Origin of the sequence: Collimonas sp. (assembly GCF_035566375.1) — a bacterium.
GTDB lineage: Bacteria > Pseudomonadota > Gammaproteobacteria > Burkholderiales > Burkholderiaceae_D > Collimonas.
This window is the reverse complement of sequence record NZ_DATMRK010000045.1, coordinates 57,476-69,199: the sequence shown is the minus strand read 5'-3', so window position 1 is coordinate 69,199 and position 11,724 is coordinate 57,476. Positions and strand designations below refer to the sequence as shown.

The window sequence follows — 11,724 nt, the reverse complement described above, 5'->3', positions numbered from 1 at the left end:
CAGGGCATGGTTGTCAATCCTTTGGTCTTCATTCGAATGAACCAAAAGTGTTACCCATGTCCCGGCACACCTGTTACCTATGTCTCCGGTCTATACACTTCGCCAAGAAAAAGTAACCAAAAAGAAGGCGACCGCAAAGCCATTGCCTTCCCTTCGGTCAGGTCCCCAAATGTAGCGGCTGCCAGTCGGGTGGGGAGACCAACTCGCTGCGCTCAGACATGTCTCCCCACAATTCCCGACTGACAGCCGCTACATTTGGCAACGTCCCAATGCGGGGCACGTCAAAAGCAACCGCAACCGCAACCGCAACCGCAACCGCAACCGCAACTGCAACCTCAAAATCGCGTTGCTATCGGCTGTCAGCTATCTTTTTCGCAGTTGATCATCCACGGCGTGCCGAACTGATCTTCCAGCATGCCGAAACTGGCGGCCCAGAAGGTTTTTTCGTAGGGCATCTTGATTGTGCCGTTTTTTGCCAATGCATCAAAAATACGTTTGCCTTCTGCAATCTTGTCGACATTCAGCGATACCACCATGCCTTGCATTTTTTCAAAATACCCCGGCGGGCAGTCGGAGCCCATCAATACCATGCCGTCTACTTCCAGGCGGATGTGGGCGATCTTGTCTTGGCGGTCGGGTGGCGTTTGTTCTGCCATCGGCGTTTCGGCGTTGGTTAATCTAAAAGCGATTTTCCCGCCCAGGACTTGCTGGTAAAGCTTGAATGCGGCGTCGCATTGACCGTCGAAATTAAGGTAGGGATTCAATTGCATGGCGTGCTCCTGTATGAGTTAGTGAGATTCGAGGAATGACATTCGTCGCTTATTTTTCTGCTGCGTTTTTCAGGTTGGCAAGACCGGCTTCAAAATCCTTGCCGATCATGTTGTCCATATTGAAAAACACGCCCATTACCTTGGCGACATAAGGCGATGGCCCATACATAGCCCAGGTGACGTTGCTGCTGTCGCCCTGGGTGTCTACGTTAAATTCGGCGATGTTGTGGCCTTCAAAGGGTTTGCTGAAATCCAGCTTGATAACGACCTTGGACGGCGCGACCTTGGACGGTGGCGAGGTGTCGCTGATCTCCATGCTGCCGGCGCCGGCTTTGCCCTCGCTTTCCCATGCATACATCGCGCCCTTGCCGCTGGCGGCGCCGCTGAAGCTTCGCTTCATCGCCGGGTCCAGCTTTTCGTAGGGCGACCAGCTGCCCCATTGGTGAAAATCGTTGATGAGGGCGAAAATCTTTTCCGGCGGCGCCTTGATAATGACGCTGCGCTGGACGCGGAAGGTGTCGGGGCGGGTTGCGGCGTAGCCAAGGATGGCGGCGATCGCAACGACGATAGTGATGACGATGGTTTTGACCATGGATTTCCTCGGGGCGCCGTCGTGATCAGGGTTTCGCACTAGCTGATTTAGCGGCGCCTTGCTGCTGCAGGTTTTCTGAGATTGATCTCAGCTCAGGCGTGAATTCGCAGCCGAAATCTTCCAGCTCGAACACCTGGCGCAGTTCCAGTTCGACCGCGCCGTCGCCATCCAGGGCCGGCCAGCGTTTGACCCATTCGATGGCTTCCTCTCGCGATTTCACCTGAATCATGGTGAAGCCGGCCATCAATTCCTTGGTCTCGGCGAAGGGGCCGTCGAACACAGTCGGTTTGCCTGCCGAGAATTTGATGCGCGCACCTTTGGCGCTGGGTTGCAGGCCTTCACCGTCCAGCATGACGCCGGCTTGTACCAGTTCTTGGTTGTATTTCAACATGGCGGCGATCAGCTCTGTGCTGGGTAAAACACCCGCCTCGGTGTTCTTGTCTGCCTTGCGTATGATCATGAATCGCATTCTGATATCTCCGTTTGGTTTGAATCTGCCGGACGCCGGCTGCGGCCTTTTAAATCCGGGATCTGCTAACTAGTCGAACGGAAAACCGTGAGATCGACAAGCTGCAGAATTCTTTTTGGAATTATATTTGATGGCCGTACTTTGCTTGCAAGAATCGCAATTCCGCCATCGGGCGGGGCGTAAACAGCTTAGGCAAGCTCGCCGCAAATAACAAATCGAACACTCGCTCAATCGCCGCCTTTTGCGGTGCGGCGTGTTGCCGAGGCAGGCACATCCGGTGTCATTTCCGCGCCGCTGTTCGCGCAACAATGAGCAGAGATGAAAAACCCATATAGATCAAGCACATAGCTAAAGCGCATTGAAGTTATCAACAGGACTATCCACAGTTTCTGTGGGTAACTTTTATTAGAACGAGAATTCAATCAGGGATGGCAACCTAGATTCGGTAGTTGGACAGGTGCGAGTGTGCTTTTTTCCGCCCCTCTGGCTAGGCGTGACGACGACGCGGACTGCATTCCGCTAGGAGGAGCAACGACGCCAGCGGGGCGGAAAAATGTGCAGTCGCGCCTGTAGCGCTCTCACATGTTAGGTGAATCTGACCGAATCAAAGAAAGTCTGCGCACTTCAGGCTATTTAGACATAAGCGAGCGGTCAACTGCCGAACCTAGGTTTAATCAATCACCACCGCCATGAAGACGGTGGCCAGGCTCAGCAGGATCAGGCCAATGATGAAGGCGATGTCGGCGTACTGTTCCAGGCGTGTGCTCTGGTTCGAGCGCATGGCCGCGTAGGACAGCACGCCGCTGGTCAGGAACACCAGGCTGTTCAGCGCCAGCAAGTGGCTCAGCCAGAGCGCCAGTCCGCTGAATCTTGCGAGCTTGATAATCGACAACGCGGTAATGCAGACACCGATCATGGTGGCGGAAGAGGGCAGGATGTGTCGCGACAGATTGTTGTTTTTCAACAGCTTGATCATCGTTTTCCCATCCTGCGATAGTGACGCCTTGGCCCCGCGCTTTGGCCTGGATTCAACCCAGGGTCAGCGGCACGAAGATTTTCTCTTTGTCGCGTTGCACCAGCAGCGCCACGTTCTTGCCGGCTTTGCTCACCAACTGGCGCAACTGCTCGACGCTGTTGACCGGCTTGCCGTTGAGCGACAGGATCACATCGCCGCGCTGGATGCCGGCCAGCGCCGACGGACCGGTCGCATCTTCCACCACCAGCCCGCCGCGGATGCCGACCTGCTGCTGTTCGTCCGGCGTCAGCTGGCGCAAGGCCAGCCCGAGTCGTCCTTGCGAACCGGCGCCATTGTCTTTGCCGGCGGTTTTCAGCACTTCCGCTTCCGTCAGCTTGACCGTCAGCGTCTTGGCCTGGCCATCGCGCATCACTTCAATCGTGCTGTTGGTGCCGGGGGCGATGTCGGCCACCAGGCTTGGCAGGTCAGACGAGTGATTGATGGGCTGGCCGTTGAAGCGCAGGATCACATCGCCGGTTTGCAGACCGCCCTTGTCGGCCGGGCTGCCTTTGTCGACCGAGCTGACCAGTGCGCCGGCGGCAGACTTCAAGCCGAACGATTCCGCCAATGCCTGGTTCACCTCTTGCACGCTGACGCCGAGATGGCTGCGGGTGACCTTGCCGTGCTTGACCAGTTGCTGCTCAACCTTGGTGGCGACATCGATAGGGATGGCAAAAGACAAGCCCTGGTAGCCGCCGGTCTGGCTGTAGATCTGTGAATTGATGCCGATTACTTCGCCCTTGATATTGAACAGCGGGCCGCCCGAATTGCCGGGATTGACGGCGACGTCGGTCTGGATGAACGGGACATAAGTATCGTCCGGAAGCGAGCGCGATTTGGCGCTGACGATGCCGGCAGTAGCGGTATTTTCAAAACCGTATGGCGAGCCGATCGCCAGCACCGGTTCGCCGACCTTGGTCAGCGCCGGATTGCCGATCTGCACCGTTGGCAGGTTTTTGGCGTCTATCCGTATCACGGCGATGTCGCTCTGTTTGTCGGAGCCCAGCACCTTGGCCTTGAATTCGCGGCGGTCGGTCAGTTTTACCGTGACTTCCTGAGCACCGTCGACGACGTGGGCGTTGGTCAGGATCAGGCCGTCGGCGCTGATGATGAAACCTGAGCCTTCGCCACGCATGATTTGCGGATGGCTGGGGATTTGCAGTTGCGGGCCGAAGCGTTTGAAAAACTGTGAGAACGGGTCGTTAGGATCGAGTTCGCCGGAGCCGTCGTCCTGATCAGACACTGCGCTTTGCTTGGCTTTACCGGTGACGCTGATGTTCACCACTGCGGGACCGGAGCGTTCGACGATGCCGGAAAAATCGGTGGCCACCGCGACTGCGGGCGCCGCATTGCTAACCGGGGCCGGAGCTGCGTTCTGCGCCGTAATCGCCGCATTGGCGTTTTCGATGCCGATGTCGCTGTTCTTGGAATGCAAGTAGGCGCCGCCGGCCACCACCAGAACGGCGACGGCAATGGCGCTGCGGGTAAAGGTTTGACGGGTTTGAGGTTGCATGCTGTGCTCCTTTGCAGATTAACTAGCACACAGCATAAACACGAAAAATTAAAGCAAACTTAAAAAACGCCTGAGAAAAAAACTATCGTCAAACGGCAAAGTGCACGCTGGCGCGCAGCCCGTGCCCGGTATTTTGCAAGTTGACGCTGGCCCGATGAGCATCGGCGATCTGCTTGACGATCGCCAGTCCCAGGCCACTGCCGTGCGCCTGCGACTGACTGTCGGCGGCGCGATAGAAACGATCGAATACGCGCTGCAAATCGGCCTCGGGGATGCCGGGGCCGCTATCTTCCACGGCGACCGCGACGCCGGCGGCGTCGGCTGCAATTGAGACATCGATGCGGCTGCCTGGTGGGCTGTGACGCAAGGCATTGTCGATCAGGTTGTTAAACAAGATGCGCAAGGCGTCGGCGTTGCCGGTCACGCTGGCGGCCGTCTCCGTGCTGATACCCAGATCGATCTGGCGCGCGTGGGCAGTCAGGACGAAGTCGCCGATCACGCTGTGCAGCAGTGCGCGCAAGTCGAGTTCGACGTGGGCTTGTTCAAAGGCGCCGGGTTCCTGGCGCGCCAATGTCAGCAGTTGCTGCAGCAGATGGGTAGCACGTTCCAGTCCTTGTTTCAGATCGCCGAAAGCGGCTTGCCGTTCGCCATCGCTGGCAGCGCGTTCGGCGAGTTGAACTTGCAGGCGCAAGGCGGTCAGCGGCGTGCGCAGTTCGTGCGCTGCGTCGGCGACGAAGGCGCGTTGCGCATCGATGGCTTGGCCCAGGCGCGCCAGCAAGTCGTTCAATGCTTGCGTCAAGGGCTGGATCTCGCGCGGCAGCGTGGCGTCCGGAATCGGCGACAGCGCATGCATGTCACGCGACTGCACTTCCGCTGCGGCGCGCCTGATCGGCGCCAGTCCGCGGCCCACCGCAACCCAGATCAATAAGCCAAGCAGCGGAAACAGCAGCAGCAAGGGAGTGACGGTCTTGACAGCCATTTGCGCGGCGATCTGATTGCGTGCACTTTGCGGCTGGGCGATCTGCACCACGGTATTGCCGATTTGCGCACTGTAGACGCGCCACAAGCCAGTGCTCTGGCGGACGTTGGTAAAGCCGAGTTCAGCCTGCGGCGGCAAGCTGGCTTGTCCATGCGAGTGATAGATGACGACGCCGGTGTTGTCCCAGATCTGGATCATGATCTGGTCATCCAGTTCGGGCCCGCTATCGCCGTTTTCAATCATCGGCGAAAACGCCTGGCGCGGCAGGGAGGCAACGATTTGCCGCATTTGATAATCAAACAATTCGTTGGCTTCGCCGCGGGCCTGGAAATACAGGGCGATGCCGGCCACCAGGATGGCGCCGCTCAAACCGACCGCCAGCCATAACAGCAAACTCCTGCGTATCGATGGCCTTGCCGTCATTTGGCCACCATATAACCGATGCCGCGCACATTCTTGATGAAATCGCTGCCGAGTTTTTTACGCAAGGCGTGGATGTAGACTTCTACCGCATTGCTTTCGATGCTGTCGTCCCAGCCGTACATTTTTTCTTCCAGCTGGGCGCGCGACAGCACCACGCCGGGGCGATCCAGGAAGGCGCGCAGCAGGGCGAATTCACGCGCCGACAGATTGATCTGGCGGCCTTCCAGCAAGACTTCATGAGTGGCCGGATTAAGCGTCAGCTGGCCCAGTTCGATCAGCGGTTCGGCCCGTCCCGACTGGCGCCGCAGCAGAGCGCGGATGCGCGCCGCCAGTTCTTCCAGGTCGAACGGCTTGACCAGGTAATCGTCGGCGCCGCCATCGAGGCCGGCCACCCGGTCCGCTACGGCGTCGCGCGCGGTCAGGATCAGCACCGGGATCCGGTTGCCGCCGGCGCGCAGCGATTTCAATACTTCCAGGCCATTCTTTTTCGGCAAACCGAGATCGAGCAGCAGCAATTGGTAATCTTCCTGCGCCAGCGCGCTCAGCGCCGCGGCGCCGTCCTGTACCCAATCAATGGCAAAACCGTCCTGGCGCAATCCCTTGCGCACGGCTTCGCCCACCATCAGATCGTCTTCCACCAACAACAAACGCATGGGACCAGCTCCTTAAGAAGGCAATAACGCAGCAATAACGTAGCAACAACGCAGCGGAAATCGTGACAGTTTAGCCGGATTGAATTAAACGATTCTTAAACCTTGCCGGCGGCTCAAGCAACAACACTGTGCAGTAATAAAAAACCTATACATATCAGTGACATAGCCTGAAGTCTTGGCAGTTATCAACAGGACTGTCCACAATTTCTGTGGGTAACCTGGAATTAGAGGAATTAGAGGAAAAGGTCTTAAAGCGAGTTTTGTCATATTGATATAGTTTCCTTGTGTCAATATTGTCGCGGGTATGTAAATGATGGTGTTTTGTTATCGCTTGCGTTGTTTGCATCGATGGCAAGCACCATTCGCCCATAGCCGGCGGCAGTCAAGCGACGTGCGCCGGACCTCTCTCGTGATCCAACACAACAAGGAAACCAGCAATGAAAACTCTGTTTGTACTTTGTGCTTTGTGTTCGAATTTAGCTATGGCAGAAGTTTCCCCTGATGTAAAACCGGACCCGGCTTATACCCATCATTTATCGTCGTCCGGCCCGCTCTCCAAAGAGCAGCTGCTGAAACAGGAAAAGAAGCAGCCGGCGCAAAAGCCGGTTGCGCGCAGCATGGCAGCGACCGCAGCCGCCAGCACCAGCACCAGCACTTACACCTATCTGCGTTGCTGGTACCGCACCGGCAGCGATCCGACCAAGCCGGCCACCACTTACGTCTGGGGGCTGGATCCATCCAGCGGCGATTATTACCGCATCAACGGCTACTGGTGGGCGGGCGGCCTGCTCAATTGGGAAAACATGTTTTACAGCGATGTCGCGCAAAGCACGCTGCAATCGGTATGCCAAAGTACCCTGACCGCCAATGGCGTCAGCCAGCCGGTGGCGATGGTGGCGGCTGCCGACAATGCGCTGTCGTTCAACTACACCGTGTGGACTACCGACAGCGTGGTCCAAAACGGCATCAACAAGATAGTGGCGTTTGGCGACAGCTTGTCCGACACCCAAAACGTCTACAACGCTTCGCAATGGAAGCTGCCCAATTCCAACAGTTGGTTCCTGGGGCGTTTTAGCAATGGCAAGAACTGGGTCGAGTACCTGGCCGACAATCTGCAGCTTCCGTTGTATAACTGGGCCATTGGCGGCGCTGGCGTGAGTACCCAGAATCTGGTGATTCCTGGCGTGATCCAGCAAGTGCAGTCGTTTACCCAATACATGCAAAAGGCGCAGAATTACCAGCCGCAAAACACCTTGTTTACCTTGCTCATCGGCGGCAATGATCTGGTCAATTACAACAGCACGGTCGACCAGGTGATCAGCGGCGAAACCCAGGCGTTGCAGAATCTGATCCAGGCCGGCGCCAGGAATATCCTGTTGCTCAAACTGCCCGACGTTTCCAAGGCGCCTGTGTTCACGATCAAGACCACTGGTCCGACGGTGGCGGCACAGGTGCTCGATTTGAATACGCGGCTGGCTGCGCTGGTCAGTTCTTTGCAGGCGCAATACGGCGCCAGCTTGCATATCCAGCTGTTCGACAGCTATGCGTTGTTCAACGATTTGCTGAGCAATCCGGCCAAATACCAGGTCAGCAACACCACCCAGTCCTGCCTGAACATCAATACCGATTCCAGCATCAACTACCTGAGCACGCAGAGCGCGCGCTCACAGTGCAGCAATCCGGATAGTTATGTGTTCTGGGATACCTTGCATCCGACTACCCACACTCACAAATTGCTGGCCGATGCAGTAACCGCTTTTTATAACAGCAACCTGAATCCTTAGTTCCTAGCGATCAGTCCTTGCCCGGCAATGCGACGCCGGGCGGGATTTGCATCAGATATACAGATCTACGCTGGCGCCGGCAGACGAGGCCGGATGTTTCTGCCGCTGCTCGCGCTGATTTTGCAAGGATTTTTGCGAAGACTCTTGCATGCCTTGCAAGCTGTCATGCGCCTCAGGAGCCGCCGCCATTTGGCTCAGGCGGCCGATTTCGCTTTCTATCGATGTGATCTGCTGCTGCAGCATCTTTACCCGCATGTCGGCTAATTTGAGTTCGTCTTGCGCCGGCATTTCCTTGAGCGCTGTAACCAGTTGTTTTTGCAGTCCGGCAAGTTGCTTTTGCAACGCCGCGATTTGCGAAGCAATGCTGGCGGCGGACTGGCCTGAACCATGAGCCGGGCCGATTTTCGAAATCATGATTTTCTTTCAGAGTAGCTGTCATTCAGATAACGACAGAATTTCCAAAAACTTTAATACTGTGTGGAGATGAGCGGCGCACCGTAAAATGTCGGCTTGAACCTTGATCGAGAATTGACCTGAGAAACGCATGACACAAAACACACATCATCATTTGCACGGCGTCACGCTGGAGGCGATGCTGACGGAACTGGTAGCGCACTACGGCTGGGATGGATTGGGGCAGCGCATCGATATCCGTTGTTTCAAGAGCGATCCCAGCATCAAATCCAGCCTGACATTTTTGCGCAAGACCGAGTGGGCGCGCGAGAAGGTGGAAGCCTTGTATGTGGGTATGCGGCGCGCGATGAAATGAGTTTTTTGAAAATGATGTAAAGTTTTGTGCCGGTGCTTAAAGCGTAAAGCGGCTCCGGAATTCCTAGTGCGCCATTTGAAGAAGTGCCCCTGATTGTCATGGCGTTTGTTGACCTGATGCTTTACTCACAGCAGGAAGAACCAGCATGCGCAATGTGATTTATAAAACGGTGGTCTTGAAAGCAGCGCCCGAGGCACTGTTCGATATGTATGTAGATCCGGTGCAGCACGGGGCTATCACCGGTTTGCCGGTCATCATAGGCGCAGAAGCCGGCGCCGAGTTCGAGGCATTCGACGGCGCCCTGACCGGCGTCATGCTGCAGGTGGCCAGACCTCGCCTGATCGTGCAAACCTGGCGTTCGCCGGCATTTGCGGCAGACGATCCGGACTCGATCCTGATCCTGTCATTTCACCCGCAGGGCGAGCACGGCCGCATAGAGCTGGTGCATCTGGACGTGCCGGACCACGATTACGAGCAGGTCAAGATCGGCTGGCGCGAAAAATATTTCGAACCGTGGCGCGAGTTTTTGGCGAATGGAATGGTCAGCTAGTTGCGGCTTGAGCTGCCGCTAGCGTTACGGTCTCAACATCGCTGCGAATTTCACTGCGAATTTCACTGCGCCATGAGCGCCACCGTCGCCTGCAACCCCTGCATCTGCGCGGCATGATCGATGGCCGCTGGCAGATCAGAAAATGCAAAGGTTTTTAGGTCGACTTCATCCAGCGACAACAACCCGGCCCTGAGCAGCGACAGCAGCGCCAGATAATCGGCCGGCGTATACATGAAATGGCCGATCAATTCCCAGTTATTGAGCAGCATTTCGCCATAGGGTATCGGCAGGGGCGCTTGCATGCTGCCCATCAAGACCAGCCGTCCGCCGCGCCGCAAACTGTGCAGCAGCGCCAGCGTGCTGTTGGCGTCGCTAGCCTGGCCCACCATGTCGAAAGCCAGTTCGATAGCGCCGCCGGCGGCCTCTCGAATTGCCGCCGCATCGGCGCCGATGTCGCCGGTCAGCACTAGCGGAACCACGCGACCCTTGCCCAAGGCCACCAGTTGCTGCAACGCTTGCGCCCGGCGGCCTAGTGCGATGACTTTAGCTGCACCCAGCGCCAGAGCGGCCAGTACTGCCGCCGAGCCGAAATAACCGCTGGCGCCATTGATGGCCACCGTCTCGCCGGCGGCCAGGCGGCCGCGCCGCAGGCCGCCGAACGGCACCACGAATTTGGCCAGCAGCGCCAGCCGTTCGGCGCTCAGATGATCGAGTCCGTCTAGCGGCAGCGGGGTGGAGGCAGGCACATCGGCCACTTCCCGCAAGCTGCCATGCCGGAACTCCTCCAGCATCTGCGCGCTGTCATGGCTGACGGCAGTCAGGCCGATCAGCACTTGCGGCGGCTCCGCCACTGCCTCGTTGGCGATCCAGTAGGGATTGAGGGCGACACGCTGTCCCGGCTTGAACTGCTGTACGCCTGCGCCGACGGCGACGATCCGGCCTATGCCGTTGGTGCCGGGCGTAAACGGGCTGGGCGGGTAAGCGTAAGGCAGATCGCCCTTTAAATAATTGCCGGTATAACTCAGCAGCGGCACCGCTTCCATGCGGACCAGAGCGGCGCCGGCGCGCAATTCCGGCTGCGCCACTTCTTGCAGCGCCAGTGTTAATTCTGAGCGGTTGAACATCCATGCTTTCATGTTGATCTCCTGTTGGTCGATGGTTGAACTCTAGGGGGCAACGACGTATATTTGAAATCAATTAATGGCATAGGACATATCAACGTGATTGATCTGCGCGGTATCGATCTGAATTTGCTGGTGTCGCTCGACGCCTTGCTGGAGGAATGCAATGTGACCAAGGCTGCGGCGCGGCTGCATCTGACCCAGCCGGCGGTTTCTACGCAACTGTCGCGGCTGCGCAAGATTTTCGACGATCCTTTGCTGATACCGGCCGCCAGCGGCCGCGGCATGACGCCTAGCGCGCGGGCGCTGGGCCTGATCGCGCCCTTGCATGCTGCGCTCAACGATTTGCAGGTGGTGGTCCGGCAGCGTCCGGCATTCGATCCTTACCAGGACAGCCGCCGCTTCGTGATTGCCGCCAACGATAATGCGACTGCGGTGCTCGGTCTGCGCTTGATGGAGCAATTGCCCGGCTTGGCCGGAAGCGGCGTCAAGATCGCTTTTGTGCATGCCGATCAGCGTCAGGTGGCGCTGCAGCTGGAACATGCCGAGATCGATCTGTTGATCGGCTCTGAGCGCATGGTGCCGTCATCCATGAAAGCCAGGAAGTTGTACGACGAACGTTTTGTAATGGCGCAGAGAAAAGGACATCCGCGCGGCGCCAGCGCACTGGACATGGATCAGTACTGCGCTCTGAAACATGTGTTGGTTTCGACCAGCGGCGGCAGCTTTCACGGCTTCATGGATGAACACCTGGAACAACTTGGGCATCGGCGCGAGGTCTTGTTGTCAGTGCAGAATTTCACGCTGCTGCCGGATCTGTTGTGCAATAGTGACTATGTTGCGACCCTGCCGAGCCGCTTGTTCGAACGCTATCGGGATCGGCTGGATGCCTTCGAACTACCGTTTCAGGCCAGCGGTTTTTCGCTGTTCGCCGCCTGGCACCCTCGCAACCAGGCTGATCCCGCTTTGTTGTGGCTGCGCGAAGCGCTACTTGTTGTCAGCGCGATCTAGTGTTTTTTACAACAGGCAGTGACAAATAAAAAGCAAGAGTACGGACATTGTCATAATTGACACGACTGTCAGGAT

At 57.3% G+C, this 11,724-nt stretch carries 13 protein-coding genes; 4 read left to right on the top strand and 9 right to left on the bottom strand.

Going from position 1 to position 11,724, the window contains the following annotated elements; translation table 11 throughout:
* Positions 1–359: 359 nt before the first annotated feature.
* The 7 genes from VNZ60_RS14015 to VNZ60_RS13985 form a co-directional block, all read right to left on the bottom strand.
* A complete protein-coding gene (locus VNZ60_RS14015; RefSeq protein WP_325660108.1) occupies positions 360–770 on the bottom strand; it encodes a VOC family protein in 411 nt (136 codons plus the stop codon).
* A gap of 49 nt (positions 771–819) precedes the next feature.
* Complete coding sequence (locus VNZ60_RS14010; protein WP_325660106.1) at positions 820–1,362, bottom strand: SRPBCC family protein; 543 nt, start codon at positions 1,360–1,362, stop codon at positions 820–822.
* 25 nt (positions 1,363–1,387) lie between these two features.
* Positions 1,388–1,831 carry a YciI family protein gene (locus VNZ60_RS14005; RefSeq protein WP_325660104.1) on the bottom strand — a complete coding sequence of 148 codons (444 nt, stop codon included), beginning with the start codon at positions 1,829–1,831 and terminating at the stop codon, positions 1,388–1,390.
* A 670-nt stretch (positions 1,832–2,501) separates the two neighbouring features.
* Positions 2,502–2,807: a hypothetical protein gene (locus tag VNZ60_RS14000; protein WP_325660103.1), complete on the bottom strand. Its 306-nt coding sequence runs from the start codon at positions 2,805–2,807 to the stop codon at positions 2,502–2,504.
* 52 nt (positions 2,808–2,859) lie between these two features.
* Positions 2,860–4,359, bottom strand: coding sequence for a DegQ family serine endoprotease (locus VNZ60_RS13995; protein ID WP_325660102.1), 1,500 nt, complete (start codon positions 4,357–4,359; stop codon positions 2,860–2,862).
* 88 nt (positions 4,360–4,447) lie between these two features.
* On the bottom strand, positions 4,448–5,761 hold the full coding sequence (locus VNZ60_RS13990) for a sensor histidine kinase (RefSeq protein WP_325660100.1): 1,314 nt from the start codon (positions 5,759–5,761) through the stop codon (positions 4,448–4,450).
* Complete coding sequence (locus VNZ60_RS13985; RefSeq protein WP_325660099.1) at positions 5,758–6,414, bottom strand: response regulator transcription factor; 657 nt, start codon at positions 6,412–6,414, stop codon at positions 5,758–5,760. Before VNZ60_RS13985 ends, VNZ60_RS13990 begins: the two co-directional genes overlap by 4 nt.
* A 482-nt stretch (positions 6,415–6,896) precedes the next feature.
* Here VNZ60_RS13985 and VNZ60_RS13980 point away from each other — a divergent pair, with 482 nt between their 5' ends.
* A complete protein-coding gene (locus tag VNZ60_RS13980; protein ID WP_325660097.1) occupies positions 6,897–8,198 on the top strand; it encodes an SGNH/GDSL hydrolase family protein in 1,302 nt (433 codons plus the stop codon).
* Between the two features lie 51 nt (positions 8,199–8,249).
* On the opposite strand, the gene VNZ60_RS13975 is transcribed toward VNZ60_RS13980, so the two are convergent.
* Positions 8,250–8,612 (bottom strand): hypothetical protein, encoded by a 363-nt coding sequence (locus VNZ60_RS13975; RefSeq protein ID WP_325660095.1) that lies wholly within the window; start codon positions 8,610–8,612, stop codon positions 8,250–8,252.
* 130 nt (positions 8,613–8,742) lie between these two features.
* Between VNZ60_RS13975 and VNZ60_RS13970 the strand changes: the two genes are divergently transcribed.
* Together VNZ60_RS13970 and VNZ60_RS13965 are read left to right on the top strand one after the other, a co-directional pair.
* Positions 8,743–8,967, top strand: a complete 225-nt coding sequence (locus VNZ60_RS13970; protein ID WP_325660093.1) for a VF530 family protein — start codon at positions 8,743–8,745, stop codon at positions 8,965–8,967.
* Between the two features lie 145 nt (positions 8,968–9,112).
* A complete protein-coding gene (locus VNZ60_RS13965) occupies positions 9,113–9,517 on the top strand; it encodes an SRPBCC domain-containing protein (RefSeq protein ID WP_325660091.1) in 405 nt (134 codons plus the stop codon).
* Between the two features lie 62 nt (positions 9,518–9,579).
* Here the strand turns inward: VNZ60_RS13965 and VNZ60_RS13960 are convergent, their stop codons facing one another.
* Complete coding sequence (locus VNZ60_RS13960; RefSeq protein WP_325660089.1) at positions 9,580–10,653, bottom strand: medium chain dehydrogenase/reductase family protein; 1,074 nt, start codon at positions 10,651–10,653, stop codon at positions 9,580–9,582.
* 51 nt (positions 10,654–10,704) lie between these two features.
* Between VNZ60_RS13960 and VNZ60_RS13955 the strand changes: the two genes are divergently transcribed.
* Positions 10,705–11,649, top strand: a complete 945-nt coding sequence (locus tag VNZ60_RS13955; RefSeq protein WP_325660087.1) for a LysR family transcriptional regulator — start codon at positions 10,705–10,707, stop codon at positions 11,647–11,649.
* Positions 11,650–11,724 lie beyond the last annotated feature (75 nt).

Coding starts and splice junctions, on each gene's coding strand:
- VNZ60_RS14000 (WP_325660103.1), bottom strand. CDS start 2,807: ATGATCAAGCTGTTGAAAAACAACAATCTGTCGCGACACATCCTGCCC.
- VNZ60_RS13970 (WP_325660093.1), top strand. CDS start 8,743: ATGACACAAAACACACATCATCATTTGCACGGCGTCACGCTGGAGGCG.
- VNZ60_RS13990 (WP_325660100.1), bottom strand. CDS start 5,761: ATGACGGCAAGGCCATCGATACGCAGGAGTTTGCTGTTATGGCTGGCG.
- VNZ60_RS14005 (WP_325660104.1), bottom strand. CDS start 1,831: ATGCGATTCATGATCATACGCAAGGCAGACAAGAACACCGAGGCGGGT.
- VNZ60_RS13975 (WP_325660095.1), bottom strand. CDS start 8,612: ATGATTTCGAAAATCGGCCCGGCTCATGGTTCAGGCCAGTCCGCCGCC.
- VNZ60_RS13965 (WP_325660091.1), top strand. CDS start 9,113: ATGCGCAATGTGATTTATAAAACGGTGGTCTTGAAAGCAGCGCCCGAG.
- VNZ60_RS13985 (WP_325660099.1), bottom strand. CDS start 6,414: ATGCGTTTGTTGTTGGTGGAAGACGATCTGATGGTGGGCGAAGCCGTG.
- VNZ60_RS13980 (WP_325660097.1), top strand. CDS start 6,897: ATGGCAGAAGTTTCCCCTGATGTAAAACCGGACCCGGCTTATACCCAT.
- VNZ60_RS13960 (WP_325660089.1), bottom strand. CDS start 10,653: ATGAAAGCATGGATGTTCAACCGCTCAGAATTAACACTGGCGCTGCAA.
- VNZ60_RS14015 (WP_325660108.1), bottom strand. CDS start 770: ATGCAATTGAATCCCTACCTTAATTTCGACGGTCAATGCGACGCCGCA.
- VNZ60_RS13995 (WP_325660102.1), bottom strand. CDS start 4,359: ATGCAACCTCAAACCCGTCAAACCTTTACCCGCAGCGCCATTGCCGTC.
- VNZ60_RS14010 (WP_325660106.1), bottom strand. CDS start 1,362: ATGGTCAAAACCATCGTCATCACTATCGTCGTTGCGATCGCCGCCATC.